General features: G+C 57.1%; 29 protein-coding genes, 1 tRNA gene and 2 pseudogenes. 16 read left to right on the forward strand and 16 right to left on the reverse strand.

Features of this window, described 5'->3' with window-relative positions; translation table 11 throughout:
• Positions 1 to 306: 306 nt before the first annotated feature.
• Genes P5689_RS00900 through P5689_RS00910 form a run of 3 tightly spaced genes read right to left on the reverse strand, consistent with a single transcriptional unit; the run spans position 307 to position 3,313 of the window.
• Entirely contained in the window at positions 307 to 1,200 is an 894-nt protein-coding gene (locus P5689_RS00900) for a dihydrodipicolinate synthase family protein (RefSeq protein ID WP_285531744.1), read from the reverse strand.
• A 1-nt stretch (position 1,201) separates the two neighbouring features.
• Entirely contained in the window at positions 1,202 to 2,410 is a 1,209-nt protein-coding gene (locus tag P5689_RS00905; RefSeq protein ID WP_285531745.1) for an LL-diaminopimelate aminotransferase, read from the reverse strand.
• A gap of 42 nt (positions 2,411 to 2,452) precedes the next feature.
• Positions 2,453 to 3,313, reverse strand: a complete 861-nt coding sequence (locus tag P5689_RS00910) for a DMT family transporter (protein WP_023977125.1) — start codon at positions 3,311 to 3,313, stop codon at positions 2,453 to 2,455.
• A 170-nt stretch (positions 3,314 to 3,483) separates the two neighbouring features.
• Here P5689_RS00910 and P5689_RS00915 point away from each other — a divergent pair, with 170 nt between their 5' ends.
• The gene (locus tag P5689_RS00915) at positions 3,484 to 4,836 is read left to right on the forward strand and encodes a PLP-dependent aminotransferase family protein (RefSeq protein WP_408868523.1); all 1,353 of its coding nucleotides are present in this window, start codon (positions 3,484 to 3,486) and stop codon (positions 4,834 to 4,836) included.
• A gap of 116 nt (positions 4,837 to 4,952) precedes the next feature.
• On the opposite strand, the gene P5689_RS00920 is transcribed toward P5689_RS00915, so the two are convergent.
• Complete coding sequence (locus P5689_RS00920; RefSeq protein ID WP_285531748.1) at positions 4,953 to 5,864, reverse strand: AraC family transcriptional regulator; 912 nt, start codon at positions 5,862 to 5,864, stop codon at positions 4,953 to 4,955.
• A gap of 68 nt (positions 5,865 to 5,932) precedes the next feature.
• On the opposite strand from P5689_RS00920, the gene P5689_RS00925 reads away from it, so the two are divergent.
• Positions 5,933 to 6,814 (forward strand): oxidoreductase, encoded by an 882-nt coding sequence (locus tag P5689_RS00925; RefSeq protein ID WP_285531749.1) that lies wholly within the window; start codon positions 5,933 to 5,935, stop codon positions 6,812 to 6,814.
• A 26-nt stretch (positions 6,815 to 6,840) separates the two neighbouring features.
• Here P5689_RS00925 and P5689_RS00930 read toward each other — a convergent pair whose 3' ends face one another.
• Positions 6,841 to 7,521: a winged helix-turn-helix domain-containing protein gene (locus P5689_RS00930; RefSeq protein WP_285531750.1), complete on the reverse strand. Its 681-nt coding sequence runs from the start codon at positions 7,519 to 7,521 to the stop codon at positions 6,841 to 6,843.
• 96 nt (positions 7,522 to 7,617) lie between these two features.
• Between P5689_RS00930 and P5689_RS00935 the strand changes: the two genes are divergently transcribed.
• Entirely contained in the window at positions 7,618 to 7,914 is a 297-nt protein-coding gene (locus P5689_RS00935; protein ID WP_336718733.1) for an antibiotic biosynthesis monooxygenase, read from the forward strand.
• A 32-nt stretch (positions 7,915 to 7,946) separates the two neighbouring features.
• Entirely contained in the window at positions 7,947 to 8,333 is a 387-nt protein-coding gene (locus P5689_RS00940; protein WP_285531751.1) for an amino acid-binding ACT domain-containing protein, read from the forward strand.
• 9 nt (positions 8,334 to 8,342) lie between these two features.
• Here the strand turns inward: P5689_RS00940 and P5689_RS00945 are convergent, their stop codons facing one another.
• The 3 genes from P5689_RS00945 to P5689_RS00955 form a co-directional block, all read right to left on the reverse strand.
• Positions 8,343 to 8,951, reverse strand: coding sequence for a flavin reductase family protein (locus P5689_RS00945; RefSeq protein WP_285531752.1), 609 nt, complete (start codon positions 8,949 to 8,951; stop codon positions 8,343 to 8,345).
• 410 nt (positions 8,952 to 9,361) lie between these two features.
• A complete protein-coding gene (locus P5689_RS00950) occupies positions 9,362 to 10,306 on the reverse strand; it encodes an alpha/beta fold hydrolase (RefSeq protein ID WP_285531753.1) in 945 nt (314 codons plus the stop codon).
• Positions 10,303 to 11,247: an MBL fold metallo-hydrolase gene (locus P5689_RS00955; RefSeq protein ID WP_285531754.1), complete on the reverse strand. Its 945-nt coding sequence runs from the start codon at positions 11,245 to 11,247 to the stop codon at positions 10,303 to 10,305. Before P5689_RS00955 ends, P5689_RS00950 begins: the two co-directional genes overlap by 4 nt.
• 78 nt (positions 11,248 to 11,325) lie before the next feature.
• Here P5689_RS00955 and P5689_RS00960 point away from each other — a divergent pair, with 78 nt between their 5' ends.
• The gene (locus P5689_RS00960; RefSeq protein WP_031239814.1) at positions 11,326 to 12,264 is read left to right on the forward strand and encodes a LysR substrate-binding domain-containing protein; all 939 of its coding nucleotides are present in this window, start codon (positions 11,326 to 11,328) and stop codon (positions 12,262 to 12,264) included.
• A 9-nt stretch (positions 12,265 to 12,273) separates the two neighbouring features.
• Here P5689_RS00960 and P5689_RS00965 read toward each other — a convergent pair.
• Both P5689_RS00965 and P5689_RS00970 read right to left on the reverse strand, forming a co-directional pair.
• A pseudogene (locus P5689_RS00965) lies at positions 12,274 to 13,032 on the reverse strand (IS5 family transposase).
• A 70-nt stretch (positions 13,033 to 13,102) separates the two neighbouring features.
• Positions 13,103 to 13,723 (reverse strand): TetR/AcrR family transcriptional regulator, encoded by a 621-nt coding sequence (locus P5689_RS00970; protein ID WP_023977135.1) that lies wholly within the window; start codon positions 13,721 to 13,723, stop codon positions 13,103 to 13,105.
• A 69-nt stretch (positions 13,724 to 13,792) separates the two neighbouring features.
• Here P5689_RS00970 and bdcA point away from each other — a divergent pair, with 69 nt between their 5' ends.
• From bdcA to P5689_RS00990, 4 genes are read left to right on the forward strand one after another with little or no spacing between them, the layout of a single operon-like run.
• Positions 13,793 to 14,506 carry an SDR family oxidoreductase gene (gene bdcA, locus P5689_RS00975; protein WP_023977136.1) on the forward strand — a complete coding sequence of 238 codons (714 nt, stop codon included), beginning with the start codon at positions 13,793 to 13,795 and terminating at the stop codon, positions 14,504 to 14,506.
• Positions 14,503 to 14,808, forward strand: a complete 306-nt coding sequence (locus tag P5689_RS00980) for an EthD family reductase (RefSeq protein WP_023977137.1) — start codon at positions 14,503 to 14,505, stop codon at positions 14,806 to 14,808. Before bdcA ends, P5689_RS00980 begins: the two co-directional genes overlap by 4 nt.
• Positions 14,809 to 14,817: 9 nt before the next feature.
• The gene (locus tag P5689_RS00985) at positions 14,818 to 15,819 is read left to right on the forward strand and encodes an alpha/beta fold hydrolase (RefSeq protein WP_023977138.1); all 1,002 of its coding nucleotides are present in this window, start codon (positions 14,818 to 14,820) and stop codon (positions 15,817 to 15,819) included.
• Positions 15,816 to 16,709, forward strand: coding sequence for an NAD(P)-dependent oxidoreductase (locus P5689_RS00990; RefSeq protein ID WP_285531756.1), 894 nt, complete (start codon positions 15,816 to 15,818; stop codon positions 16,707 to 16,709). Before P5689_RS00985 ends, P5689_RS00990 begins: the two co-directional genes overlap by 4 nt.
• 60 nt (positions 16,710 to 16,769) lie before the next feature.
• Here the strand turns inward: P5689_RS00990 and P5689_RS00995 are convergent, their stop codons facing one another.
• Entirely contained in the window at positions 16,770 to 16,850 is an 81-nt protein-coding gene (locus P5689_RS00995; protein WP_081866809.1) for a hypothetical protein, read from the reverse strand.
• Here P5689_RS00995 and P5689_RS01000 point away from each other — a divergent pair.
• Together P5689_RS01000 and P5689_RS01005 are read left to right on the forward strand one after the other, a co-directional pair.
• Positions 16,823 to 17,185, forward strand: a complete 363-nt coding sequence (locus P5689_RS01000; RefSeq protein WP_211199155.1) for an SDR family oxidoreductase — start codon at positions 16,823 to 16,825, stop codon at positions 17,183 to 17,185. The two genes, P5689_RS00995 and P5689_RS01000, sit on opposite strands and share 28 nt — an antisense overlap.
• Complete coding sequence (locus P5689_RS01005) at positions 17,179 to 17,613, forward strand: SDR family oxidoreductase (protein WP_285531813.1); 435 nt, start codon at positions 17,179 to 17,181, stop codon at positions 17,611 to 17,613. The genes P5689_RS01000 and P5689_RS01005 overlap by 7 nt, the downstream gene beginning before the upstream one ends.
• A gap of 55 nt (positions 17,614 to 17,668) precedes the next feature.
• Here P5689_RS01005 and P5689_RS15520 read toward each other — a convergent pair whose 3' ends face one another.
• Both P5689_RS15520 and P5689_RS01015 read right to left on the reverse strand, forming a co-directional pair.
• On the reverse strand, positions 17,669 to 17,929 hold the full coding sequence (locus tag P5689_RS15520) for a 4Fe-4S dicluster domain-containing protein (RefSeq protein ID WP_352230613.1): 261 nt from the start codon (positions 17,927 to 17,929) through the stop codon (positions 17,669 to 17,671).
• A 380-nt stretch (positions 17,930 to 18,309) separates the two neighbouring features.
• A pseudogene (locus P5689_RS01015) lies at positions 18,310 to 18,718 on the reverse strand (MerR family transcriptional regulator).
• Positions 18,719 to 18,782: 64 nt separating this feature from the next.
• Between P5689_RS01015 and P5689_RS01020 the strand changes: the two are divergent.
• Positions 18,783 to 19,535: a cation transporter gene (locus P5689_RS01020; RefSeq protein WP_285531759.1), complete on the forward strand. Its 753-nt coding sequence runs from the start codon at positions 18,783 to 18,785 to the stop codon at positions 19,533 to 19,535.
• Between the two features lie 200 nt (positions 19,536 to 19,735).
• On the opposite strand, the gene P5689_RS01025 is transcribed toward P5689_RS01020, so the two are convergent.
• Complete coding sequence (locus P5689_RS01025; protein WP_081866808.1) at positions 19,736 to 20,275, reverse strand: DUF417 family protein; 540 nt, start codon at positions 20,273 to 20,275, stop codon at positions 19,736 to 19,738.
• 130 nt (positions 20,276 to 20,405) lie between these two features.
• Positions 20,406 to 20,846 carry a MarR family winged helix-turn-helix transcriptional regulator gene (locus P5689_RS01030; protein WP_023977143.1) on the reverse strand — a complete coding sequence of 147 codons (441 nt, stop codon included), beginning with the start codon at positions 20,844 to 20,846 and terminating at the stop codon, positions 20,406 to 20,408.
• Positions 20,847 to 20,909: 63 nt separating this feature from the next.
• Between P5689_RS01030 and P5689_RS01035 the strand changes: the two genes are divergently transcribed.
• Complete coding sequence (locus tag P5689_RS01035) at positions 20,910 to 22,013, forward strand: NAD(P)/FAD-dependent oxidoreductase (RefSeq protein WP_023977144.1); 1,104 nt, start codon at positions 20,910 to 20,912, stop codon at positions 22,011 to 22,013.
• 286 nt (positions 22,014 to 22,299) lie between these two features.
• On the opposite strand, the gene P5689_RS01040 is transcribed toward P5689_RS01035, so the two are convergent.
• Complete coding sequence (locus tag P5689_RS01040; RefSeq protein ID WP_285531762.1) at positions 22,300 to 23,421, reverse strand: site-specific integrase; 1,122 nt, start codon at positions 23,419 to 23,421, stop codon at positions 22,300 to 22,302.
• Positions 23,422 to 23,832: 411 nt separating this feature from the next.
• Here P5689_RS01040 and P5689_RS01045 point away from each other — a divergent pair.
• The 3 genes from P5689_RS01045 (at position 23,833) to P5689_RS01055 (ending at position 26,393) form a co-directional block, all read left to right on the forward strand.
• Positions 23,833 to 23,907, forward strand: a tRNA-Gln gene (locus tag P5689_RS01045).
• Positions 23,908 to 24,808: 901 nt separating this feature from the next.
• The gene (locus tag P5689_RS01050; RefSeq protein WP_285531764.1) at positions 24,809 to 25,096 is read left to right on the forward strand and encodes a hypothetical protein; all 288 of its coding nucleotides are present in this window, start codon (positions 24,809 to 24,811) and stop codon (positions 25,094 to 25,096) included.
• On the forward strand, positions 25,089 to 26,393 hold the full coding sequence (locus tag P5689_RS01055; protein ID WP_285531765.1) for an ATP-binding protein: 1,305 nt from the start codon (positions 25,089 to 25,091) through the stop codon (positions 26,391 to 26,393). The genes P5689_RS01050 and P5689_RS01055 overlap by 8 nt, the downstream gene beginning before the upstream one ends.
• Positions 26,394 to 26,569: the final 176 nt, after the last annotated feature.

Here is a 26,569-nt window from a genome sequence, read left to right on the forward strand (position 1 = left end):
GCACAGACTTAGGAAGAAATTGGCGTTCACGCTTCTCGATCCCGACTAGGAAAGCTCGTGGCAGCGGCCCAACCACAACTTCCCCGTTATCGCATACGCGAGTCGGTTCTACTTGTTGCTCTCGAGGTAACTTTCCAATTCTCGCGTCGCAAGTTTCTGCGCATCGCCCCTATTTCCGATAATATAAGCTATCTGAAGTAGGTCACCGCATAGGAAGATATACCGGAACTAATCGTCCGGGATGGGGGGGGGCGGAATGTTTGCTCTTAGACTGTACCAGTCGCAAAGCAGACATCGCTATTTATCCTAAAGTGCGGTGCATGCTTTCAGAGCATCCTCAACACGCCTCCGGTCTTGCGATGTTAAAGGCAAAATTGGACGCGGAGGCTGGGCGGACGACAGCTCCAGAAGATTGATGGCAGCATAAGCAACACGCAGGCTTCCAAATTCCCGAAAAAGTGTCCACATCGGTTCCAACGCCTGCTGATACTGGTTTACGGCACGGTCATTGCCCTCATATGCGGCTGTCACCATCACTTTGGCCAGCTTTGGCAGGAAGCCGCCCAGAACACTGAACCAGCCGTCACTGCCGGCAAGCAGGGCTTCCGCCGCAATCCAGTCTCCACTGTAACCTATAGCGAGTTTTCCAACCGGGCTGGACCGTAGCTCGGCCAGTTCCTGTGCAACCGTGCCTTCTGTCGGAGCGGGCATTTTCACGGCGGCGATGTTGGGTAACTCCGCCAGCCGTTCAAGCAGATCACGACTAAAACTGAAATGGGTTGTACTAGGATTGTTGTAGATGCAGAGCGGCAGAGACGTAACTTCGGCGACCGCTTTGTAATGCTGATAGGCTTCTTCCTGCGTCAGGGGCGTGTAGGACGCAGGAGCCATCAGCAATCCGTCGGCACCTTCGGCCGCGGCATCGCGTGCAAGGTTCTGGGCATCGTCCGTTCGCAGCGTGCCGATCCCTACGATCAGCGGCGTTTTCCCACCGACTGTTTTGACGGTTGCGCGGATGGCTCGGCAGCGCTCGGTACGGCTCAGATAGGCATAGGTTCCGGTACTGCCCAAGAGGCCGATGGAATCCACTCCGTTGGCAGACAGATGCGCCGTCAAGCGCATAACACCCTCCGTATCCACCACGCCATGTTCGTTGGCTGGCGTAATGGGGAAAGCCGAGAGGCCGTGAAAAATCGACATGTCAGACCTCGTTACCGGATGGAACATTGACGCCCAACGATTTCAGGTAGCGCTTGATGTTCCGTGCCGCCTGGCGGATGCGCTGTTCGTTTTCCACCAGAGCAATCCGGACATAGCCTTCACCATTCGCGCCATATCCGACACCTGCGGCAACTGCCACCTTGGCGTGGGTCAGAAGCTGTTTGGAGAATTCCAGGCTGCCGAGATGGGCCAGGGCCGGGGGCAAAGGTGCCCCCGCAAACATGGAGGCATTGGGCGCCGGAATGTCCCATCCGGCACGGGCGAAGCTTTCGACCAGCACGTCCCGACGACGATGGTAGAGCTGCCGGTTGCGCTCCACGGTGTCCTGAGGACCATTGAGCGCCGCACAGGCCGCCGCCTGAATGGGTGTGAACGCGCCATAATCCAGGTAGGATTTGACCCGGCTCATGGCTGAAACCAGCGTCCTGTTGCCCACGGCAAAGCCAATGCGCCAGCCGGCCATGCTGTAAGTCTTGCTCAGGGATGTGAACTCGATCGCAACATCCTTGCCGCCTTTGACCTGAAGGATCGAGGGGGTCGGCTTTCCATCATAATACAGTTCAGAATAGGCCAGATCGCTGACGATCCACAGGCCGTGCTCTTTCGCAAAAGCCACAGCCCGCTCATAGAACGGTAGTTCGACGCTTTCTGCCGTCGGATTGGACGGATAGTTCATGACCAGCAGCTTCGGGCGGGGACCGGGCGCTTTCATCGCCTGTTCCAGCGCCTCGAAATAATGCTCGTCAGGCGTCGTCGGCACGGCACGGATAGCCGCCCCCGCCATGACAAACCCAAATGTGTGAATGGGATAGGACGGGTCCGGGACCAGCACGACATCGCCGGGGGCGATCACGGCGGTGGCGAGGCTGGCGAGGCCTTCCTTCGACCCCATGGTCACGACCACTTCTGTCTCGGGATCAACCTCCACACCAAAGCGGCGGCCGTAATAGCTGGCCTGTGCCCGTCTCAGCCCTGGAATTCCTCTGGACTGGGAATACCCATGCGCGTCAGGTCGACGTGCGACCTCAACGAGCTTTTCAATAACGTGCTCGGGCGGTGGCAGGTCGAGATTGCCCATGCCGAGGTCGATGACGTCTTCACCAGCCGCGCGTGCTGCGGCCCGCATCGCATTGGTTTCAGCAATCACATAAGGCGGCAGCAGTTTGAGCCGGTAGAAGTCGTCGGACATGGTTGCCTCGGTTGAGAAGTCAGACCTGTTAGTCTTTGTGGATCAGGAAAACCGTTTCGCACCGGCCACGCACAGAACGACGATGAGTGTCGAGACAACCACGGTCCAGGCAACCGGTTCATGCAGGAAAAGTGCCGCAAGTAGCAGACCAAAGAAGGGTTGCAGCAACTGCAGCTGCCCAACGCCAGCGATACCGCCCAGAGCCAAGCCGCGATACCAGAAGATGAAACCGATTAGCATGCTGAAGATCGAAACGTAGCCAAGCCCGATCCATGAGGAGAGATGAATGTTCCCCCAACTGGTCGGCAGGTAAGCGAGGGCGATAATCGCCATGAGTGGCAGGGACAGCAGCAGGGACCATGAAATGACCTGCCATCCCCCAAGACGACGGGAAAGGGTTGCTCCTTCCGCGTAGCCCAGACCGCAGACGAGAATGGCCGCAACCATCAACAGATCGCCTGTGACATTACCGGCCTGACTGCCGTAGAGAGCAAACCCCGCCACGGCAGCCGCGCCGATCGTGGAGAACAGCCAGAAGGCAGGTTTGGGGCGTTCACCTCCCCGCAGCACACCAAAAATGGCCGTGGCCAGCGGCAACAAGCCAATGAACACGATGGAATAGGCGGCTGTAATATGTTGCAGAGCCAGTGCCGTCAGAAGCGGGAAGCCAACCACCCCGCCCACAGCGACAAGAATGAGCGGAAGAATATCCCGCCTTTCCGGGCGCGGCTGACGGAGTGCGAGCAGGAGGACACCCCCCAGAAGGGCGGCGATCACGGCACGGGCGCAGGTCAGAAAAATGGGTGAAAAATCAGCGACGGCAACACGTGTTGCGGGGAGAGAGCCACTGAAAATGATGACGCCCAGCAGACCGCTGCCCCATCCTTCTGTCGTCCGTTTCATGACAGGAATCCTTGAAGTCATAATGTATCAGGTAGGCTCAGATTTATGAGGAGGAAATTGTCAGGGCCAGCCACAATCTGATACGATTATAAAAAACTGTATTGGTGGTGAGGCCAATACAATTTCTGAGGTTGGCAGTGGAACATCACCAGACACGCACATCAGCCATCATGGAGACCATCAGGCAGCGCATCGCGACGCGTGCCCTGGTACCTGGCGACCGTCTTCCGTCGATCCGGCAGTTTGCAAAGACCATGCAGGCCTCACCCTCCACCATCGTCCAGGCTTATGACCGGCTGGCGGCCGAAGGGGTTATCGCGCCACGGCAGGGCTCAGGGTTTTATGTCACGGGGCGTGCCCTTCCGCCATTATCGTTGGCGGATGCCAACACCCCGGCAGCGCGGGCCGTTGATCCGTTCTGGGTGTCGCGTCAGTCTCTGGACTCAGATCCAGCGGTCCTGAAACCAGGATGTGGCTGGCTTCCAACGGACTGGATGCCTGATGAAGCATTGCGCAAAGCATTCAGAGCCGTGGCAAGAGGGAAAGGGAACATCCTGTCGGACTATGGCAGCACCAGAGGCGCACTGCGCCTGCGCCATCTCCTGACCTCCCAGTTTTCCGAAGAAGGGCTTGATATCAGCCCCGATCAGGTTCTGCTGACGGGTTCAGGCACGCAGGCGGTCGATCTGATCTGCCGCCTGCTGGTGCGTCGGGGTGATACGGTTCTGGTGGACGACCCGTGTTATTTCAATTTCCAGGCTTTGCTCAAGGCGCATGAAATCCGGATCGTCGGAGTGCCATACACCGCGACCGGTCCGGATACCGAAGCTTTCGAGCGGATCGTTCTGCAGGAGAAGCCGCGCCTCTACATCACCAACTCGGCTCTCCATAATCCTACAGGGGCTACCCTCTCTCCCCAGACAGCCTTCCGTCTGTTGAGTACAGCGGCAGCATCAGGTGTTCTGATTGTTGAAGACGATATCTTTGCAGAATTTGAGACCGCGCCATCACCCCGCCTGGCGGTCATGGAGGGGTTGGAGCATGTCATCCGGATCGGAAGCTTTTCAAAGACCCTGTCTGCGTCGGTACGATGTGGTTACATCGCAGCCCGGAAAGATCTGATTGAAGGTTTGATTGACCTGCAGGTCGCGACCAGTTTTGGTGGTCCCAGTCCTGTAATCACAGAAGTGATCGCGGATGTGCTGGAAGGGGGCAGCTATCGAAAGCACATGTTGGAGATCAAGCGGCGGCTGGAAAAATCCAGAAAGACGGTTATTCGTAAACTGGAGACGCTGGGGATATCGCCGTGGACAGTCCCGAAAGCAGGCTTCTATGTGTGGTGCAGACTTCCGGACGGACAGGATTCAACGGACATCGCGCTTAGAAGCATGGCAGACAAAATCATTCATGCTCCGGGTAACGTCTTCAGTGTGAGCCAGTCTGCGTCTCCCTTCATGCGGTTCAATGTTACGCAATGCGAGGATGAAAGAGTTTTCCGTTCTTTGGAAATGATGCTCGCATAAGAAGTGTCCGCTTTTCGGTTGGCGCATCAATAAGGTCAGTGTCTCGAAGGAGGAGTTACCGTCTGTCTGCTAAGCACTGGCAAATAACCAGCCCACCTCAACGCGGGATTTGCGCGTCAAGCCTGTATTGGCTCTCCCAAATGTTCTCGCATCCATTTGGCCTCCTCGCTTGGGGTGCGATAAAAATAGCGTTTGAAGTCCCGGCTGAACTGGGCAGGACTGGCATAGCCGACTTCTGAGGCGATCGTTGCAAGTGTTCCCTGACGTCGTGCGATCATCAGCCTTGCTTCGTGCAGCCGCAGCGCTTTGAGATATTGAATCGGGGTGTTCCCGGTGAGGCGCTTAAAGCCGACGTGAAATGATGGAACGCTCATACCGGCTGTTACAGCGAGTTCCGAAACCGATAGGCCTTCCTTGTAGCGTTCGCGGATCAGCGCGAGGCTCTGCACGATCCTGTCTGTTGTGTCATTACGACGCAACGCTGCCATCAGCGATCCGCCCTGTGGCCCGACCAGGATGCGGTAATGCAATTCACGCAATAGCCCCGGGCCGAGAATAGCGAGTTCCTGTGGGTGGTGGAGAGCATGGAGCAGGCGTTGGAGTACATCCGTCATGGTGGGTGCCATTCGACTTGAAATCAGACTTCGCGCCTGCATTCTTTCGTCATGACCGGCTTGTCCCTGCAGAGCCGTCGCTATTTCAGCAGCAAGATGCAGGTCAAAATCGAAATAAATGGCAAGCAGAGGCTGATCAGGGCTAGCCTGCGAAGCCATCCGGAAAGGCACAGGGATCGAAACGGCAAGATAATGCTCGGCATCATATCGGTAGATTTCGCCATTGAGAAAACCCTGCTTGAACCCCTGCAGTACGAAAACCGCACCGGGGCGATAAAGAACCGGCACATCTTCAAGAATGGTCTCGGAACGCAGGATACGGATACTCGGTAAAGACGTGGCGCTGTAGCCAGATCGCGGTGCGAGTTCCGCAGCCAGTGCGAGGAGCGAAAAGGTATCTGATTGATAATTCATAGGATCAGGCAAGGATATTAGAGAAATCGCAGTGGAGAGCACCGCAATACGCTATTATTGGTCGGGGCATGAACGAAATCCAGTCGAGCAGAGCCATGCCACAAAAAACCTTCTTTATCACTGGCGCCAACTCGGGATTTGGCTTGGCCATTGCCCAGGCCGCCCTTGAGGCCGGTCATCAGGTGATTGGTACGGTCCGGTCGCAAACCACAGGAGCGTCTTTACTGGAGCAACTGCCGAATGTTCGCGCGATCCTGTGTGACGTAACCGACTTCGATCGTATTGCCTCCATCGTCGCACAAGCAGAACAATACCACGGCCCCGTCGATGTGCTCATCAACAATGCCGGCTATGGACATGAAGGCATTCTGGAGGAAACTCCTCTCGAGGAAATGCGCCGCCAGTTCGACGTCAATGTCTTCGGAGCTGTTGCTGTCGCCAAAGCCTTCCTGCCGCGTTTTCGCGAACGCCGCAGTGGGTTTATAGTGAACGTGACATCAATGGGTGGTCTGATCACCATGCCGGGTATCTCGTATTACTGTGGCAGCAAATTCGCTTTGCAGGGCATTTCGGAGGTCATGCGCGCGGAAATGGCGCCTTTTGGGGTTCATGTCACCGCGCTATGCCCTGGATCCTTCCGCACGGACTGGGCCGGGCGTTCAATGGTCCGGACCGAGCGCTCAATTACAGACTATAATGCTCTGTTCGATCCGATCCGGGCTGCTCGCCACGAGAAGGACGGTAAGCAGTTGGGTGATCCGACGAAACTCGCCGCCGCCGTCCTTCAGCTCGTTGCGTCGGACATTCCTCCACCGCAACTCCTCTTGGGTAGCGATGCTCTGCGTTTGGTTCGTGAACGTCTCGCTCAGCTCGAAAAAGAAATCATGGACTGGGAGGAATTAACCCGATCAACAGACGGGCAATATTTCTGGGCCGAATGTCTCAGTTGAGGGAAAAACTAGTTTTTCACCGTGCTTTAAAGGGGAAACATCCTTTCGAATGCCTTCTGTCCCGTCTGAGTAAACTGGATCGTTCGGCTATGGGGAAGCTGGGTTGCCCACCCCTTTTGAAAAATGAAGTCCATAAGACTTCTGCCTAATGGACCTCCAAGGTGATAGCGGCGTTCACTCCAGTTCAGACAGTTCCGGCACTGCGGGGGACGCTTCTTCGATAAAGCTGCCAGGTCCACTCCCAGTGAAAGAAGAAAACTCTCTCCCTGCGGGGTGAGGCTTAACGCGTCTTCATCGAGAACCAAAAATGCCCGAGCCAGAAGGCTTTCGTACATCCGCACGCCCGCTTTACCTGCCAGATGCCTGTAGCGGATGCGCGCGGCTCGTAGGGCGGGATCTCTAGGTCCGGGGCGCGTTCTCAAATGCCCCTGAGACGCTGCAAATCCCATGATGACTTCCAGCAGGTTCGCAACATTGGAACCGGCCAGCTGGAAATAACGATGTCGTCCCTGGTTGCATCCAATAATCAGACCACCATCCATCAACTTCCGGACGTGACCTGAGACTGTCGGCGCTGAAATGCCTGCTTCAGAGGCCAGTTCAGTCGCGGTCAGGGCTTTGCCAGACATGAGGGCTGTCAGAATGTTAATGCGTACAGGATCGCCAATCAGAGCCGCAATTCGCGCGATGTCCGGACCGTCTTTCATGCTTTGATCTGCACCGAAACATCCGGACGTCTCAAGCTCCTAAGATCATCCCGAAACAACCGGGAGACCCAGTATGATCGCTGTTCTGTTCGAAGCATGGCCTACACGGCGAGGAAAAAGCAGTATGCGTCGTTAGCTGCGCATCTGAAGTCCGAACTCGAGACCGTTGAGGGGTTTGTCTCAGTCGAGCGCTTCCAGAGTCTGACTGACCCGGACAAGCTGCTGTCATTATCGTTTTTCCGGGACGAAAACGCCGTTGCAGCCTGGAGAAGTCTGTCAGCGCATGGCACAGGCGGCAGGGCGGGGCGGCGTATTTTCGGATTATCGTTTGCGGGTTGCGCAGGTTGTCCGGAATTATGGGCTGAGCGACCGGGAAGAAGCACCGTCCGATAGCAGGGTAGTCCATGCAGCCGTGGAGAATGATCATGTTTGATGTGGAAATTCTTCTTGAAGACTGTCCTGGCTCTTTGGGGCGGATGGGGACTGCCCTCGGCCAGGCAGGGATCAGTGTTGAAGGGGGAGGTGCGTGGGTGACCAATGGCAGAGGCGTGGCGCACTTCCTGTTTAAAGACGGGGCAGCAGCCAGCAAGGCTCTGGGCAACGCAGGAATAACGGTCGGGCGTGTCCGGGAGGTTGTTCTTCTGCTTCTCAAACAGGCGGTGCCGGGGCAGCTTGGCATTCTGACCGGGCGCATGGCTGACGCAGGTGTCAATATCGAAACGCTTTATAGCGATCATGACCACCAGCTTGTTCTGGTTACGGACAGGCCGGAAGAAGCGCAACGAGTGGCCGATCTCTGGGCGTGTTTCTGAGAAAGGCTTTCAGCGGCCTGCACGAAAATTTCGACCTAAGGGGCGCGCATCGCCGAAGTATTCTCGAAAAATAAAGAAGAGGGGATGCCAGCGGCTTGTGTCGATATGATGCGTCCTGCCGACGACGATATCGCGATGAGCATGAACGCGCTTTACCGTCAGGTCGACGAGGACAAATCCTCGGGACTCATCACCATGAAGCGCCGAGAGGCGGCACTCCAGTTGCAGAGGACATTCGGCGACGCGTGGAGCCCTGACCGTCTCGGAAGGCACGGGTGTAAAGCCTCCCAGGGCGAACTTGTCCGGATGGTGGACATACCCCATTGCAGTCTTCTCCGGGGGAACGGGCGAACTTCCCGTCGTTCGAGCAATCGCTTCGACTTTAGGCCACAGATCAGCCGATGGAAGATTGATTGTACACTCTTCTCTTTCACGAAGATTGGCGAGCGTGCATCCGGTTGTACCCAGCCCCAGCACAATGGTCTGTCCCAAAGCCCAGAGTGAGGAAGCGGGCGAAATATTCGCGTTAGCGTGGCTTCCTGCCGTGCCAACGAGTGCCACAGGCGTACCGAAATAGAGGACGGAGGGAGAAATGGTGAGCGTGTCAGGAAGTGACATGGGAATATCCTGAAAAATAAACAGATGGCCTTCCCGTCTTACATCAGCTTGACAGCTGACGTTTTGCTCTGCACCGAAATATCGAGCATGCCGTCAAGTATCATTCGGACAACGCTTATGTCCGCTTTGTCGAAGACAAATAGATCGATTGAACGTTTGGCTTGAAGGCGAAAGCTGACATCCTTCATTGAGCACGGCCGTACTGGCAGGGAGATGGTCTGCGCTGCATAAAAACCGCGCCTCTGAGACACGCTTCTCGGCCCGTCCGCTGCCGTTTTCCGCGCGTCCCACCTACTTCCGATAATCTAATCTACCTGAATCAGGTTAAGGGGAGCCGGGAAGCAGCGGGAGGACGGCCCGAAGTACCTATTTCAAAAGCTCACAGGTAATTACCTCTGAACCGATCCGACTTAAGCTAAGAAAGCCTTTATACTCTCGAGAACCTGCCAGCGGTTCTGCTCCATGACTACCATGTGTGTTCCCTCCCCAATCTCGATCCAGCGCCGATAGGGCGCGTTCCGGAAGCGTGGAAACAGGGCGACCATTTGATTGAGGGTTACGTCGCGGTCCCATTCAGCATGCAGCAGAAGGACCGGGACAGTAATTTTTTCGGGTTCGTAGAAGGCTTTTCCGGCGGACCAGTATTCGCGGACATCCTGAATCACACCTGCGGGCGCGCGGATAATGCCATCCTGTGCGGCTGGGTCGCTGGCGAGAATGATCGTAGCCCATTGCTCGAACCATCCGTTCGGGAGGATACAATCACGTTTGTGTTCAGGCACGCCCTCAAGCCAGCGTTGGCGGAATGCCTGGACATTGAAGCGCCGATATGCGTTGACAGGGCCGCCGGGATCGAGCCGGGAAACTCCGTCATTGATCCATTGCGGTGCGATCAGCGTCAGCTTTTCGACCTTGTCGTTATGGGCCGCCGTATAGGCTCCCGTCACCGTGCCACCCCAGGACATGCCGATCAGGCACAGGCGGGGGAGGGTGTGTTTCGTCAGGATGTAATCGACAGCGGTTCCCAGATCGCGCACGGCCGTCTCGGTTCTGACCTGCGGCGGTGCATCTTCTGGTGCGCCCTCCATACCAACAGGCCGCGTCGAGCCGCCGTAACCACGAACATTGAGCGCGTAGACGTCGAACCCGTCCTGGGCGAGGCTGTCCATGAATGACCCGTCATGGACAGGAACGTCGAAAAGACTCTCTGACGGCAATGTCGCGCCATGCATCAGCAAGATGGTGCGTTTTGGACCGAATGTCTGGATATCTTTGCGGCGCTTGTGACGCAGATGGAGCGCAATGCCAGCGGTATCGCTAGGGATATGCAGGTTTTCCGTCAGCAGGTCAGTCATCCGATTTCTCCTTCAGTGGGTTGCGCAAACTCCCATGAGAATTCGTTCCCGCGACGTCTGACGTAGCCAGCACCCGTTTCCGCGAAATGGCTGGTGAAACACAGACTTCCGCTCTCGGTGGCCTTTTCAAGAAACCATCGGCGCGAGCGTTCGGCAGGTTGAATGAACTCGCGGTAAACGGAGCGCAGATCGGGGCGGTAGACCTGAAGAGGATGATGCATGACATCTCCCGTGAACCATGCTTCCTCACCCCGCGAATGCAGGCGGATCGAGGCGTGGTCGATGCTGTGACCCGGGGTGGGATGAAAGGAAAAGCCTGCAAGAATCTCCCGACCGTCGATCCTGATGGCGCGGCCGAGCCCGGCTTCAATGACGGGAAGCATGCTATCCGTGTAGACACGGGGTAGGGGACGATGATCGGGTGATCCCAAAATATCAGGTGGCAGATCCGGCGCGGGATCGATGCCGTCATTGGCTGCACCGTAGCGGGCTTCGATCGCCGAACAGATATGACGCGCGTTCGGGAAGGTGGGCACCCATTTTCCACCGTGCAGACGGGTGTTCCATCCGACATGATCGGCGTGGATATGCGTATGCAGCACAGCCTCGATTTGCTCGGGCCGGACGCCTGCTGCAGCGAGGCGATCAAGGAACGGCGTGTGCAGATGATCCAGGGCCGGCGCGTCCGGCAGGGGCTTGTCGTTACCGGTGGCCGTATCGATGAGGATATTGATGTCCGGGAACTGGACAAGCCATGCGTGGGTTCCTTGAGCAAGCTTGCCGGTCGCGGCGTCAAAGGATCCTGGTGTCAAAGACGGACCGAACGTCGCTAATGCCTCGGCATCGATATCCGGATACAGTCTTTTGGGATCGGCATTATCCCACTGCAGTTCGGGAATGCGCGTAATGCGGGCGTCGCCCACCTGAAAAGCCGCTGTCATGATTGGCCTTGATCCGATTGTTTTGTGTCACATCAAAAGCTAGGGTGCGGCGGACCATCATACAAATCGATCTGACGCATGCAGCCCATCGACCATTTCAATCTCCGCTCCTTTGACCTCAATCTCCTGATCGCTTTCGATGCGCTCGTATCGGAATGCAGCGTCACGAAGGCGGCGCACCGTTTGCGCATCCAGCAACCGGCGATGAGCCATGCGCTGGCCACACTCAGGGTGTTATTGGTGGATGATGTGCTGGTGAGAACAGGGGCCGTGATGCAGCCGACTGCCAAAGCGGCTGCCATGGCGCCGCATGTCGGTAACCTATTGAGGCAGGCTCAGGGTATCCTGACAGCTGAGGATCGGTTTGATCCCGTGACGGAACAGCGAATTTTCCGCTTCGGCTTTTCATCCGAACTGGAAGTCTTCTTGATGCCGAAACTGGCAGCTTATCTGCAGCGTCATGCGCCGGGGATGCGGCTGCTGTCACGAGGTTCGCCGCGCAGTGAAGTGCACGCGCTGCTGGACACCGGCGCGCTGGACATCGCGGTCGGGTGTTTCGATTTTGGCTTGGAGCGCCATTGTGGAATGCCTTTGTATGAACAGTCGCTCGCGTGTTGCTTCAACTCCGATCTGATCGACCCCGATGCGCCGCTCACGGTCGAGCGCTATCTTGCGCTGCCCCATGTTCTCATGACGTTGAAGGACGACATTCAGGGATGTTTATCGGAAGCGCTGACTGAGATTGGCGAGGAACTCAACGTCGTCCTGGCCGCATCGGATTTCCTGACTGCACTCGCCGCGGCTGCAGCGGCGCCAGTTCTGGCGACGCTACCCAGCCAGATCGCGTACCAGCATGCGGCCCATTTCGGTCTGACGCTGCGGCCGGTGCCGCTGGATTTGCGCATTCCGGCAGTGTCAATGGTCTGGTCAGCTCGCAATAACCGCGATCCGGCCTCCGTATGGCTGCGGGATGCTGTAGCTACGATATTGTCGAATGATGCCCGAGCGAGCCCGTAGGCTCAGGACTCATAGCCAGAATATGACGGTTGCGGCGAGATAGATGGCCGAGAAGAAGACGGTCGGGCATCTGTCATAGCGTGTCGCGACCCGTCTCCAGTCCTTGAGCCTTCCGAACATGATCTCGATACGATTGCGGCCTTTGTATTTCCGCTTGTCGTATTTTACCGGCTTCCCGCGGGATTTCCGTCCCGGAATGCAGGGTTTGATCCCTTTTTCCTCCAGGGCATCCCTGAACCAGTCAGCATCATAGCCCCGGTCTGCCAACATCCATTGGGCTGCCGGAAGACTGTCCAGAAGGGCAGCAGCACCGGTGTAATCACTGATCTGGCCCGCTGTCATGAAGAAGTCGAGCGGACGTCCGTTCCGGTCGGCGACAGCATGCAACTTCGTATTCATGCCCCCCCTTGGTGCGCCCGATCAGGCGGCCTGACCCCCCCTTTTTACCCGCAGGCTCGACGCCATGCGATGTGCCTTGAGATAGGTCGCATCAATCATGATGGTCTGAGGCTCTGCCTTTCCGGCGGCCAGTCCTTCCATCATGCGGATGAAGATCCCCATTGCACTCCAGCGCTTCCAGCGGTTGCAGAGTGTCTTGTGTGGACCGTATTCCCGGGGCGCATCACGCCAGCGCAGGCCATTGCGGTTCACGAAAATGATCCCACTCAGCACACGGCGGTCATCGACGCGAGGTTTACCGTGGCTCCTGGAAAAGAACGGCCGTAGACGCTCCATTTGTTCGTCCGTCAGCCAAAACAGATCGCTCATCTTCATTCTCCTTGCAGAGCCTGAATCAGATTTCTGTATTCAAATCAATGGGTCCTGAGCCTAATGGCCTTCAGGGTATAACGGCCACCTGCAGGCTTTCGCCGATGAGCGATCGTAGCCCTGCAATTGCAACCGTCGCTACCTGTTTCAAGCGAGCATAGCCAATACCATCGCGTGCAGCAGCCGACATACCGGCCATAGTCACTGACACCACGTCGGTCGCGATCACAGCTACCGCTGGTGCACCATGGGCGATCGATGCCTCCAGCTTTTCGCGACGGGTGTGGGCGATACGCATGGCGATGCGTCGTCCCTCGTCGCCACTATCGGCCCGTAGCGCCTCCAGAATCAGGCACCCCACCTGATTTTCGTGGGCTGTGTATTCCCGTGCGGCTGCGCTCAAAAGATCAGAGATGCTATCAATGATAGGACGGTCTTCGCAAAAAAACGCGTCAAGTGGGAGAACGTCAGAGGCATACGCTTCTGCGATCTGCTCGAAATACGCAGCCTTGCTCCCAAAGGCAGCATAAAAGCTGGCTGGTCTCACACCCAGTGCCTCGGTGATGGCGGCAATACCCAACGCTTCATAGCCATGAACATGGAACAGCGCGCGGCCGACAGTGAGAGCCGCCTGCCGGTCGAATTGGCGAGGGCGTCCACGCGTGGCCTTCGATGATAATTGATCGATCACTCAAAAATCCTTGACAGCAATGCCGGGATATTTATGTAGTGATCGTTCAAGAAATGCAAGGAACCGATGATGTCAGCTTCAGGGACCCGAAAAATTCTGATCATTGGCGGTAGTCGCGGAATTGGCAGGGCGATCGTCGAACGGTTTGCGGCGGAAGGAGACGACATATCGTTCACCTGGTCCGGCTCCCAGGCTGCGGCTGAAGCCGTTGCAGCCAACACTGGCGCGCGTGCGATCCGCAGCGACGTATCAGACCGCGATGGGACGATCACTCTCATGCGTGACGTGGGACAGCTCGATGTTCTGGTCTATAATTCCGCCATCCTGCTGCCAGGCGATCCGCTGACCCTGGATCCTGATTCCGTAGACCATTTGATCGACGTGAATATCCGCGGCCCTTATTTTGCATCCGTTGAGGCCGCGCGGCAGATGAAGAAGGGCGGACGGATCATTCTGATCGGCTCCGTGCATGGGGACCGTATGCCATTCGAGGGAATCACGGCATACGGGATGAGCAAATCGGCATTGCAGGGCCTTGCGCGAGGTCTCGCCAGGGATCTTGGCGCGCGCGACATTACGGTGAACGTAGTGCAGCCCGGGCCGACCAACACGGATATGAACCCCCATGATGGCCCGCTTGTGCAGGCGATGCATGACGAGATGGCGCTCAAGCGCCACGGCACAGCAGAGGATGTGGCCCATCTGGTCGCCTATCTCGCAGGGCCGCATGCGAGCGGGATAACGGGCGCCATGCACACGATTGATGGCGGCTTCGGGGCATGAACGAGGCCGTGCTCTATGTGATCTATCGCGGCGACCCGGCCGATCGTTTCGACCGGGCATATTATAGCGAGCATCACCTCCCTCTGGTGAGGGATGCCTTTACGCCCCATGGGCTCGTGTCGCTCGCTGCATTCTATCCGGCGCAGCATGCTCCCGGGACGATTGCCCTCTGCGAATGCCGCTTTATCGATGCGCCGAGCATAGGGCGCGCATTCGGTAGTCCCGAGGCTGCACCCGTCATGGCCGATATCCCCCGGTTCACTGATCTCCAGCCAATTCGCCTGAGCGCAATCCCTCTTTGAGGATCTGACATGAATTACGAACAACCATGGTCGCATGCGCCATTGCGCCGTGTTCGCCGGGGCCATTTCTGGGTCCCGGGCGAGCGCGTGAGCCAATCCGGGCGGGGCTATCAGCGCGCGCCCATGTATGTGGAGTGGGAGGCATCCGAACACGTGATCCGCCCCTATCCGATCATCCTGATGCATGGCGGCGGGTTTCAGGGCACGGAGTGGTTCGACACGCCTGATGGTCGGCCGGGATGGGCGCAGCGTCTGGTCGAGGCAGGCTACGCTACCCTCGTGATCGACCGGGCGGGACATGGGCGCTCTCCTTTACATACGGACATCACCGGTGCGATGGGACCGCCGTTTTCCTATGAATCTGCGCGTGAGATCTATTTTCCCGGCACGGACCCACGCCATACGCAATGGCCGTTTGCTGTAGATGATGAGGGTGCGCTCGACGACTTCGTCGCTGGCTACGGACCGTTGCCTGCCGATCTCTGTGCTTCCCAGACTATGGATGCCGACCGGATCGCGACGCTTCTGGACAGGATCGGTCCTGCAATCCTGCTGACACATTCAGCCTCGGGTCCGGAGGGCTGGCTCGTCGCCGATCGAAGGCCCAGTCTCGTACGCAGCATCATCGCGATCGAGCCGATGGGACCGCCTTTCGCAACCATTCCCAACATCGGCCAGATGACCTGGGGGGTCGCTGCAGCGCCGCTCGCCTTTGAACCGCCTGTGCAGGACGCGACAATCCTGCAAGCATCAGCGCCTGGAACATATCGCCTGCCGTCTCTGACAGATGTGCCAATCCTGATTGTCACCGCCGAGGCCAGCGCGTTTGCAGCAGCAAGCCCGCCAACCGCCGCATTCCTCAATGACGCGGGGGGCTCTGCCACAGTGATGCACCTTCCGGATCATGGGGTATATGGTAACGGGCATGGGCTGATCTACGAGAGAAACTCCGACGCAGCGCTGGCACCTGTGCTGGCATGGCTTGCATCGAACACAGAGGTCTCAGCATGAAAATTGCCCTGATCGGCCTTGGTGCAATGGGTCGCGCCATTGCCACCAATCTGGTTCATGACGGCCATGACGTTTGCGCCTGGACGCGCTCTGGACGCACGCTCGAAGGTGTTGCCGCGCTGCAGACACCGGACGGGGCGTTCAACGCCGATATCGTTCTGACGCTCCTGTCGGATGATGCGGCCATCCGCTCGGTGATCGTCGATCCGGGTTTGGTGTCACGTGCTCCCTCCGGTGTGATCCATGTTGTCATGTCTACGATATCGACTGCATTTGCTCGCGAACTGACAGAGCTTCATGCCCGATATGGGGTGGCCTTCGTAGCAAGCCCCGTCCTTGGCAGGCCTGATGTTGCGGCGGAAGGCGCATTGCAGATACTCGCGGCCGGAGATACTGCCCATCTGGTCAAGCTCGCACCCGTGTATGCCGTTCTGGGCAAGCGTGTCTGGCCAATGGGGGGAAATCCCTCCGGGGCTTACGCGGCCAAAATTGCCTGCAATATGATGATTACCATGGCAATCGAGGCAATGGCCGAGGCTGTCGTGCTGACCGAGGCCAGCGGTGTCACGCGTGAGGCATTTTTCGACCTGATTCTCAACACCTTGTTCGGCAGCAGATCTTATCAGGTCTACTCGCGGAATATCGCGAAACGGGTTTATGAACCCGGCTTCCGCGCTAGCCTTGGCCTGAAGGATCTGAGGTTAGCCACAGAAGCTGCTGCTGAGACAGGGCATGAACTGCCAATGCTCGCGGCGGTCTTCGAACGGCTGGGAGAGGCTATCGCCGCCGGACATGGTGAAAAAGACTGGTCGATTATCGCGGCTCAGACGCTGAGTGAAGCGGAGAGGGCTCACTCTGAGATCATGCCCGGCTCAACCAGATCAGCCTGACGCTCACCAGGCCCACTGCCCATAATCACGATGCGGCAATCATTGAGGATAGATCTGGTCTCAGACACGGCTCATGCCACCGTCGACTGTCAGGTCAGCCCCAGTCGTGAAGCTTGCAGCTCCCGACAGAAGAAAGGCCACTGCCGCAGCAACCTCAGACGCGTGTCCCCGGTATCGGCGCGGCCATTGTTTGCACGCTTGCCCAGGAGGGGGCGGTTGTGGCCGTTCATGGACGGGATGCGGTCCGGACCGGCCGTGTCGTAGATAGCATCACTGCCAAAGGTGGCATCGCTATCGCCGTACTGGGTGATCTGACCGACAACAATACAGCGGCCTCGCTAGTATGCGAGGTGAATGAGCGCTTAGGTGGTCTCGATATTCTCTTCAACAATGCAGGGGGGGGGCTGGTGGGAAACATCTCTGGGAAGAAGCTCCCATCGACGCTTGGCAAGCAGCGTTCGACCGTAAGATATTAGCGGCAGTTCGGTTGAAGCGCGCCATCCTCCCCAACCTGCGCAAGGGTGGCTGGGGGAGGATCGTCATTATCTCGAGCCTTGCCGGCATCATGCCTCCGGCTACAGGGCCAGACTACTCGGCGGCTAAGGCGGCGATCAACAATCTGACGCTTTCCCTGTCGAAATCGGTGGCGGGTGATGGGATTACGGTCAATAGCGTGTCGCCCGGCACGATCCGTTCCGAGAAACTGGAAGCGGCTTTCCGGCACATGGCGCAGGATCACGGCGTCACCAAAGACGCATCATGGGCTGCAGTCGAACGGGTCGTTATGAGCGCCGGGATTTTTGCCGTGCCTGTCCAGAAGGTCGGCCAGACCTACGACATCGCGAATGCGGTCGCCTTTCTATGCAGTCCGCTAACACGCTACATCACCGGTATCGATCTGTAGGTAGATGGGGGCGCCATGCCGGCCCTTTGAATAGTGTCACCTGCGTGCGCTGACGTTATGAACACGGCGCGCTCGCCGTCGCCTTGACGAGGTTGATTGCCCGTCCCGGGCACGCTTTGAGGCACAAGCCGCAGGCATGGCATCGATCGGCATTGGGGGTGTAAGCAACCTTGCCGCGGTAACCTCGATTATTGATCTTCTGGACGAAGGTCAGTTGTCTGAAATCATCTGGATCGATTTTGCGAATTTCGAAGACGTAATAGGGACAGACGACGACGCACGCGTCCTTCCCCTCGCAGCGGCTGAAATCGACGATCGGAACGACAAGACTGGCACCGTTTCCTCGCCATTTCCTGACTGTCTGCTATCTGTAAATCAAACCGCGATGTCGCACGTCCGGGATGAGGGCGAAAGCTGACCTCCCTCATTGAGCGCGACCGTATAAGCATGGAGGTGATCTGCGTCATAGCGAAACCCTGCCTCTGAGATGCGCTTTCCGGCCTATCCGCTGCCTTTTCCGCCCATCTCACCTACTTCCGATAATATAATCTATCCGAAGTAGATCACCGCATAAGGAGACATACCGGAACTCATCGTCCGGGACGGGGGGAAACCGGTCTTTCCGCTTCGAGCGAAAGACCTGTGGAAGCGGACATTCTGATCCGGTGTGACAGGGCTACTTTGTTCTGCCTTTCGCTAAACCCTGTCGTTCCCGTCGCCCAGCACTTCGATCACCCGGCATTCCTCGACTGTGCCGTGCGCACACCGATCTAGCGAGTGTTGCAGCTCGGCGCGCAGCGCCACCAGCTTACCAATCCGTCGGTCAATATTCTCGACGTGTCGGCGGGCGATGGCGTCCACCTCGCCGCAGGAACGCTCCCGCTGCTCGCTGAGCGTCAGCAACTCACGAACGTCGGCGACCTCGAAGCCAAGCTCGCGGGCATAGCGAATGAAATTAAGTCGGGCGACCTCGCCCACACCGAAGCGCCGTTGCCGCCCTTCTGTTCGTGCCGGTGTCGGAAGAAGCCCGACGCCTTCGTAGTAGCGGATCGTCGGCACCTTGACCCCAGTGCCGCCGCGCCAACTCGCCAATCGAGATGCTCATAGTGTTTTGCTCTTGAAGCTCTAGTGGCTAGAGATTGTAGGGTGATCCCGAGAAGGAGTCACCCATGTCCGAGAACTGCTGCAAGCCCGAGACCGCCTGTTGCGCTCCGCCACCTCTAGTCGTGCCTACGAAAACCTTTACACCAACCGTCGAGGTGACGACATGCGGCACCGTCGAGGATAGCTGCTGCCCGAAGGGTGTCCCGGTCTTCGACGGTGTAGACCCGCGCTACAAGCGCGTCCTGTGGACGGTGATCGCGATCAATGGCGCAATGTTCGTGACCGAAATGTCGGCGGGACAGATCGCCGGCTCGCAGGCGCTCAAGGCCGACGCGCTCGACTTCCTGGCCGATACCGTCACCTACGGTCTGAGCCTGGCGGTGATCGGCGCGAGCCTGCGCACGCGAGCCACTGCGGCACTCGCCAAGGGCGTCTCGCTGTCGCTGATGGCGCTGTGGGTGTTCGGGTCCACCGTCTACCACACGCTGATCCTCGGCGTTCCGCAGGCCGAGATCATGGGTGCGATCGGCGTCCTGGCGCTGGCCGCGAACCTTGCCTCGGTGTTCCTACTCCTGCCCTACAAGGATGGCGACGCCAACGTGCGCTCGGTGTGGCTCTGCTCTCGCAACGATGCGATCGGCAACCTGATCGTCATGGCTGCGGCGCTCGGCGTCTGGAGCACCACCAGCGCTTGGCCCGACCTTGCGATGGCCACGATTATGGCTGGCATCTTCCTGTCGTCGGCGGTGCAGATCCTGCGGCAGGCATGGGGAGAATATCGAAGCGAAGAGACTGGCACGAAGGTCGCCGCCGCATAGGGTAAGAATCCGCCCATGTCCGCTTCCCGGCAACGCAAAGCGGGCCAGCCACGTCGTGGAAGAAGGCGGAAGCGGCAGGGCAGCTTTGCGACCCGAGCCGGCTGTCTCGATCGGGGTAGAAGCGGTCGGTCGACTTCCGGGCGACAGTCATCGATTGCAGACAACTGCACAGTTCTCAGTGTGTGATCAGGAAAGCAGGATTAGGACACCTGGTCCGGCAGCGGCCTCTTTGGCAACGACGCCAGAAATAACGTGAAGCATATGCAGAACAGAGCGACGTCCTTGAACAGAAACTCGCCCATCAAATTCCATGCGATCGGATCGCTCGAGAAACTCCATCTCACCACGCCAGGAGTCGTGAAAAAGAACGACCACGTAATGGCGAAGGTGCCGGCTGCCATGAGGCTCCCGATCGCCGAGATAACCGGCACGAACGCGCCAAGCACTAGAAGGGTCGCTATGAAAAGCTCGACGCAGCCGAGAACATTCGCTTCGCCACGTATCCCGAATACCATGAGCCACGACACGAACGGACTATTGGCGATATAAATAGCGATGCCATGAGCGGATTGCGGCGTGAACTTCTGGATTCCAAAACATAAGAAGATCAACACCATGACCCATCTCAGGAGAGCAAGCGGTCTGTGGCTCCCGTCGCCGCGCTCGGCGACACGACACTCGCGGATCAGACGGGTCGGCCCACCGCCGGTTGCGGTGCGAGCGCAGGTCTGTGTCGCCATTATCATTTCTCCACAAGATGAAGTAACTTTTACCCATCCTTCTAATTCGGTCAAAACCAGCCGAGGTTACACGGGATCGAAAAATTCTTGTCCGCCGGTTTCCACTAAGAAAAATTGACGCGAGATCGGCTCAAAGGGCCTCGATATTGTCGAGCACGCGGCGGAGCAACCCGATCAGCGTCCCGACTTCCTGCGGCGTCAGGCCGCGCGTCATGTCGGCATTACCGTCGCGCAGCACTTCCCGTCCCATCGGCAGCCGTTCGAGAGCAATTGGGGTCAGGGAGACGAGGCTGCTGCGTCGGTCGTCGGGATCGGGCTCGCGGCGGATCAGGCCGTCGCGCTCCATGCGCGCCAGCAACTGCGCCATCGTCGGCTGCTCGACCTTCGCCAGCATCGCCAGTTCCTTCTGCGAGCGGCGCTCGCCGTGCTGGAGCATGGACAGCACCGGCAACTGCGCCGTGGCCAGCCCGAGCGGACGCAGCCGCGCATCGCCGATCCGCGTCAGGCCACGCCCGATGCGGCTAAGATAGTGGCCGGGATGAGCGAGGGGGTCCCAGGGCTCCTTTGGCATTGCATAGCGTCCTATGTTTCTTCTATATAGGCACCTATATAAATACAAAGGGAGGCAGGAGCAATGGATAGTCGTATCGGGATCGTCGGCGGCGGGCCGGGTGGGTTGCTGCTCGCGCGCCTGCTCGGGCAGCGCGGCATGAGCGTGACCGTTTTCGAGCGCGACGCCCATGCGGAGGAGCGTCCGCAGGGCGGATCGCTCGATTTGCACGAAGAGACGGGGCAGAAAGCCATGCGCACCGCCAGTCTGGAGGCCGCATTCATGGACGCCGCACGGCCCGAGGATCAGGGAGATCGTCTCTACGACGAGACCGGCCGCCTCTTGTTCGACCACGACGGCGCGGCTGCGAACCGCCCCGAGATCGACCGTGGAGATCTGCGACGCATCCTGCTCAATTCGCTTGAGCCGGGTGTTGTATGCTGGGGCCAGCGCGTCTCCGGGATCGCAATCGAGGGCGAGCGGGTAAGGCTCCTGCGAGACGGCGGGAGCGAGGTGTTCGACGTCGTGATCGGCGCGGACGGAGCGTGGTCGCGCGTGCGTCCCTTCCTGACCGAAATCCGGCCCGTCTATCAGGGCGTCGTGTTCCTCGAACTCGGCTTCGAGGAGGGGCGCGACACTCACGCCGCATCCCTGGTCGGGCGCGGCAAGATGTTCGCCGTGGGTGACAACCGCGCGCTGATCCTCCAGCGCAACGGGCATGGCCATATCCGCTTCTATGCCGGCGTCCGCATGGCTGAGGACGATGCCGCTGCCCTGTGCGACGCAGATCCCGCCGAGGCGCGGGCGCGCATGGCCGGGGCGTTCGCGACATGGGCGCCTGAGCTGAAGCGCCTCGTCGACGAGGGCGATTTCATCAGTGCCCGCCCGATGTATGCGATGCCGATCGGCGCGCGCTGGGTAACGCATCCCGCTGTCACGCTGCTGGGCGATGCCGCACATTTGATGTCCCCCTTCAGCGGCGAGGGGGTCAATCTGGCCTTGGCCGACGCCCTCGACCTTGCGGACGCCCTGGCGCGTGGGACCGGGATCGCAGCCTATGAGGCGACCATGGCGTCACGCGCGGAGATCGCTGCGGCTGGTGCCGCGGCGGGACTGGCTAGCGTGTTCTCGACAGACGGGCCGGCGCACGTACTTGCCCGCTACCGCCGGCGTATCACCGGGCGTTGAGCATTCCATAGCGCCAGACCGATGATAGTTGGGAGAACATCAAGCGAGCGAGATCACAAGTGCTTATACCCGAGTTTAGTTAGACTGTTCATGTCGGCTTTCGGGATAAAGTGTGATGCCGTCGTAAGTCCGCAAAGGGGGCGAAAGCTGCCGGCCGGCTTGGAGCACATTGGTAAGAGCGGAGAACCTCTGAGGCAGAATTTTTGGCTCAACCAGCGTCATTTTCGGTGCTTACGACCTACTTCCGATAATAATAATTATCGGAAGTAGGTGAGCGATCGAGCGTCTATTCTATAGCCGTCGGCTCATTCGCCTCAATCTTGTCCGCAAGTTCCTGCATGATGGGCTGGTAGTATCGATCGAGCGATTTCAGATCGCGATGTCCGGTGACACGCATCAAATCGAGCGGGTTCGCAAGATAGCGTGCGAGACGCGACGTCGCCTCATGGCGAAGATCGTGAAAGGTGAGGTTGGTCAGGCCTGCGCGCTTGGTCATCCGGCCAAAGCGGACAGAGAACGCCTTCTCATTGCCGATATTGAAGATTTTCTCGTGCGGCTCGGGCCTGTGCGGCATCTGCTCGAGTTTCTCGACGAGAAGGCGCCGTGCGCCGGGCGTTAGGGGGCGCTTCTCGGGGCCAAGTTCCTCCCGGTGTCGCTCGCTCTTCACTCTGGCAAGCGATAGCGTGCGACTACGGAAATCGATGTCTTTCCAGCAAAGAGAAACGGACTCCGATAAACGACAAGCTTGTTCGATCGACCATTTGACAAGCCATACATCGTCAGCATGCTCAGAGGCCGAAACAACATCTACCAGGCGGTCATATTCACTCCGAAGATTGTGCTCATTGTCTAGCATGGCCAATCGTCTATTACGCTTCCTATCAGCGCCTTGCGGCCGTTTCACAACTCTGCCGGAGGCATGATTGACCGTGTGGATATCCCACTCACTGATCGCATGCTGAATGATGCTTGCGAGGAGATTGAGCCGCTTGACCACGGTCGCTGGCGCATAACCATCGGACAGCATGCGATCGCGAAAGGCCCGAACGTCAGCGGGCTGCCATTTGTTCACCATGACATTGACGACAGGGTCATCAAGAAGGGCAGGGATGTGGCCAGTGCGGTCCGCCAGGCGATGGGCCATGCATTCGTCGCGATAGCGCTCCACCAGTCTTCTGAGAGGTGTCTTGTCGAGGGACGATGTGTCTTTGAACTGACGTAGATCGACCTCGGCACGCTTTTCAGTGAGCCACCGACGAGCCAGGGCTGAGGATGCGAAAGTCTTTCTCAGGCGTTTACCGTCGACCATCTTGCGGGCCTGATACTGACCCGCGCCTCGGTACCATACGCCCTTGGGGAGTGGTTTACCTGTGGCCGGGTCGATGCCTGATCTTTCTGATTCGCTCATGCGAAGCCCCTGATACCAAAGAGCCATATCTTCCTGATTGGCTCAGGAATGGCTCAAAATCAACACTCTGGTAAATCGGGATTTTGCTCTTTACCCATTGGAACCCGCAGAAAACTGCGGAAAATCGAATGGCGTCCCATAGGGGATTCGAACCCCTGTTGCCGCCGTGAGAGGGCGTGAGTGATGAAGCGATTTCAACGCATTATACGCAATCATCCACAGGTATCGAGCCGCGTAAAACAACCATATACCGTCACTCGCAAGGCCTTAGATGTTCACGTGAACATCGTCGTTTCCCCTTGTACTGCCCCGACAGATCATGCGATTCTGCGAGGGCTGCGGGATCAAGGGGAAGGACTCCCTATCAGGGTTTCTGCACGGTGATTCGATCGCACCACCCGCAGCAACTAGTTCCTTGTCGTCTAACCGGTAGGACAGCGGATTTTGATTCCGCCAATCTTGGTTCGAACCCAAGCGAGGAAGCCATATAATTTCGGGCGGCATCTGGGGAATAACCCTTGTACCGGGATGCATGGTCATGCGATTCTGCGAGGGCTGCGGCGGCGTGGATGGACACGTTTTGAACTCAATGCGAGAGGGCTGGTTTGCAAGCCAGCGTCATGCCCACCCCTAGGATACGATATCCGAGGGTCTCGTTGGCAGCCGGTATCAAGCCCGGCACGCAGCACCGGCACCCTTGTTCGAGAGGGGTTACGCGCCGCGTCTCTTCAGTGACCGAACCGGGGCGCTGAATCATCGTGGTGGAGATAGGCAGGGGCGGCTTTCGGGCCGCCCTTTGCTTGTGCGGGCGGTTTTAATTGACTCCCGCCCTTGTTCGCGTTCTGTTCTCGCTCATGATAGACCTGACCCCGGCCTCCGAAGAAGACGTGACATTCGCCATCCGTATGTCGATTTGCCTCGACTACCGAGGCAAGCCGAGGCGTGTGAACGCGAAGATGACCGGGGCGGAGATGGACGCGCTGGCCCAGAAGATCACTGAGCAGTTGAAACGCTCGAACATGTGGGCATTCAAATGGGTGCTTGCCCGAGTGTGTCGCGTGCGTCACCGCCACCAGAAAAAGCACTCTCCGTACAGAAAAAAGCCTTCCCAAATGATGGTAAAAAGCTGTACATAGAGTCGGTATCAATGGGAGGTGTTTATGACCGTCAAAGTGACCATGAATCTTACGCAGCGGGATGTTCGCAACACCGAATCTCTGCAAGGCTTTATGAATACTAGGACAAAAGCACAGGCCGTAAGTACAGCGCTATCCGTAACAAAGGCTCTGGCAGAAAATATGAAGCCGGGGAGCGAATTACTTATACGCCAGAAAGACGGGAGTATGGAAAAGATCATCATCCCCGAAATTTGCTAACGAACGATTAGATGTCTGAGATAGAAAACAGCTCGAGCTCAGGTCAGGCAGAGGATTGGGGAGAAAATACCCTATCATCAAATGTCCGGGTTGAGGTATTAAAAGCTTCCTTTCCCCATAAAAGAGATCAGAGGCGGTCACAACTGATCGCTCTCTGTATCTTATCTGCGGTTGCGGTGATTTTGGTAATTATCGACGCAATAGCAAAAACCCAGCTTTCTAAAGAGGTTCTGGTTGTTATTTTGCCTGCTTTTACTTTTTTTCTGGGCAGAATAAGCCAAGGTAGCGAAAATGACTGAAAACGATGATTTCGAAATAGAAACTGAGCCTGACGTCGAAGCTACAGACGAATTTCAGAAAAAAATAACTTTGCGGAAGACTGAAGTAAAAAAAATTTTTACTCCTTCGCGACCCGTAACTGATCAGAATATCTTTTCAGGTCGGAAAGAGCAACTGAAGGAGTGCTGCAGTATCCTCGAGACCCCAGGACTGCATGGTATTCTTTACGGCGAAAGGGGGGTGGGCAAAACGTCGTTCGCCAATATCATATCGATCTTCCTGAAAGCCGGGTTTGTAGTCGACGGTAAGGTAGACGACGTAAATATAAGCTTAGTTGGTGACGTAAACGTAATAAAAGTAGAGTGCTCGTCATCAGATACATTTGAGACATTAATAAAATCAATATACTCCCAAGTGACAATTACAACTATCAAGGAAAAAATTGGATTCGGGCATGAGGGTGAAGTCGAGCAGCAAGAAATAACGCTCGCCTCAACTCTAACCGATAAAACCAGCTTTCTTCCATCGCATGTTGCGATGGTCTTCAGACAGTTGCCTGGGAAAAATTTCGTCATCATTGATGAATTTGACAGATTGCGCGCGGATACCTTTAGTCTTGCAAATTTTGCAGATTTTCTAAAGGTCTTATCGGATGTCGGAGAGGCATCCAATGTACACTTTCTAATAATAGGCGTTGGAGAGAGCGTTTCCTCCATAATCGGTGAGCATGCGTCTATTGAGAGAAATTTGACGCAGGTTCATATGTCGACTATGGCCGAGGGCGAGATTACAAATATCATCAAAAAAGGCTTGAAAAAGCTTGAAATGACAATGGGTACTGACATTGTAGACAATGTAGTCTCGATATGTTGCGGATATCCGCACTACGCCCATCTTCTTTGCTTGTACGCTTGTATGAACGCGTTGAATGATAATAGACTTTCAGTATCACTGGCGGATCTCAATTTCGCCATCTCAAAATCCATCGAGAAAGCTTCTGATGGCCTGAAGAGGTCTTATAGGTCTGCCACGATAACGAATAAGCAAAATATATATCCTGAAGTTCTACTGGCTTGTAGCATATGCTCTAGCGATGAATACGGTACTTTCCAGCCTAAGGATGTCGAAGGACCCTTAGCAAGGCTATTGAAGCGACCTATCGCAGTACCTAACTTTGGCGCTCATCTTCGTAATTTGTGCAAAGAGGAACGTGGCAATATTTTGGTTCAAGATGGCTCAAAGGGACGGCGACGTTATCAATTCCGGAATCCGCTCATGCGTGCGTTCATTAGACTTAAAGGGCAAGGACGATTTTGACATTGCTTGAAGACTTGTTCTGTAAACAACATCTCCTTCATGCTATATTCTTTGGCTTTCGAACCTTTTGTGCTTAAATATTAGGTTATAACGGAAACAACTAGCAGTATCGTTTGAAAAAAAACTTCTGTCATATGCTCAAAATTGCGGCCAATGTATTGCTTTCTTGGCTGGTT

This window comes from Asaia sp. HumB, assembly GCF_030263835.1.
GTDB classification, from domain to species: domain Bacteria; phylum Pseudomonadota; class Alphaproteobacteria; order Acetobacterales; family Acetobacteraceae; genus Asaia; species Asaia bogorensis.

Excerpts from the sequence above, each read along its gene's own strand:
- P5689_RS01035 (WP_023977144.1), top strand. The coding sequence starts at position 20,910 with ATGGATAGTCGTATCGGGATCGTCGGCGGCGGGCCGGGTGGGTTGCTG.
- P5689_RS01020 (WP_285531759.1), top strand. The coding sequence starts at position 18,783 with ATGTCCGAGAACTGCTGCAAGCCCGAGACCGCCTGTTGCGCTCCGCCA.
- P5689_RS00905 (WP_285531745.1), bottom strand. The coding sequence starts at position 2,410 with ATGTCCGACGACTTCTACCGGCTCAAACTGCTGCCGCCTTATGTGATT.
- P5689_RS00930 (WP_285531750.1), bottom strand. The coding sequence starts at position 7,521 with ATGAAAGACGGTCCGGACATCGCGCGAATTGCGGCTCTGATTGGCGAT.
- P5689_RS00990 (WP_285531756.1), top strand. The coding sequence starts at position 15,816 with ATGAAAATTGCCCTGATCGGCCTTGGTGCAATGGGTCGCGCCATTGCC.
- P5689_RS00915 (WP_408868523.1), top strand. The coding sequence starts at position 3,484 with ATGGAGACCATCAGGCAGCGCATCGCGACGCGTGCCCTGGTACCTGGC.
- P5689_RS00960 (WP_031239814.1), top strand. The coding sequence starts at position 11,326 with ATGCAGCCCATCGACCATTTCAATCTCCGCTCCTTTGACCTCAATCTC.
- P5689_RS00910 (WP_023977125.1), bottom strand. The coding sequence starts at position 3,313 with ATGAAACGGACGACAGAAGGATGGGGCAGCGGTCTGCTGGGCGTCATC.
- P5689_RS00935 (WP_336718733.1), top strand. The coding sequence starts at position 7,618 with ATGGCCTACACGGCGAGGAAAAAGCAGTATGCGTCGTTAGCTGCGCAT.
- bdcA (WP_023977136.1), top strand. The coding sequence starts at position 13,793 with ATGTCAGCTTCAGGGACCCGAAAAATTCTGATCATTGGCGGTAGTCGC.
- P5689_RS01040 (WP_285531762.1), bottom strand. The coding sequence starts at position 23,421 with ATGAGCGAATCAGAAAGATCAGGCATCGACCCGGCCACAGGTAAACCA.
- P5689_RS00900 (WP_285531744.1), bottom strand. The coding sequence starts at position 1,200 with ATGTCGATTTTTCACGGCCTCTCGGCTTTCCCCATTACGCCAGCCAAC.
- P5689_RS00950 (WP_285531753.1), bottom strand. The coding sequence starts at position 10,306 with ATGACTGACCTGCTGACGGAAAACCTGCATATCCCTAGCGATACCGCT.
- P5689_RS00945 (WP_285531752.1), bottom strand. The coding sequence starts at position 8,951 with ATGTCACTTCCTGACACGCTCACCATTTCTCCCTCCGTCCTCTATTTC.
- P5689_RS01050 (WP_285531764.1), top strand. The coding sequence starts at position 24,809 with ATGTCTGAGATAGAAAACAGCTCGAGCTCAGGTCAGGCAGAGGATTGG.
- P5689_RS01025 (WP_081866808.1), bottom strand. The coding sequence starts at position 20,275 with ATGGCGACACAGACCTGCGCTCGCACCGCAACCGGCGGTGGGCCGACC.
- P5689_RS00940 (WP_285531751.1), top strand. The coding sequence starts at position 7,947 with ATGTTTGATGTGGAAATTCTTCTTGAAGACTGTCCTGGCTCTTTGGGG.
- P5689_RS01030 (WP_023977143.1), bottom strand. The coding sequence starts at position 20,846 with ATGCCAAAGGAGCCCTGGGACCCCCTCGCTCATCCCGGCCACTATCTT.
- P5689_RS00955 (WP_285531754.1), bottom strand. The coding sequence starts at position 11,247 with ATGACAGCGGCTTTTCAGGTGGGCGACGCCCGCATTACGCGCATTCCC.
- P5689_RS01055 (WP_285531765.1), top strand. The coding sequence starts at position 25,089 with ATGACTGAAAACGATGATTTCGAAATAGAAACTGAGCCTGACGTCGAA.
- P5689_RS00920 (WP_285531748.1), bottom strand. The coding sequence starts at position 5,864 with ATGAATTATCAATCAGATACCTTTTCGCTCCTCGCACTGGCTGCGGAA.
- P5689_RS00985 (WP_023977138.1), top strand. The coding sequence starts at position 14,818 with ATGAATTACGAACAACCATGGTCGCATGCGCCATTGCGCCGTGTTCGC.
- P5689_RS00925 (WP_285531749.1), top strand. The coding sequence starts at position 5,933 with ATGAACGAAATCCAGTCGAGCAGAGCCATGCCACAAAAAACCTTCTTT.
- P5689_RS00980 (WP_023977137.1), top strand. The coding sequence starts at position 14,503 with ATGAACGAGGCCGTGCTCTATGTGATCTATCGCGGCGACCCGGCCGAT.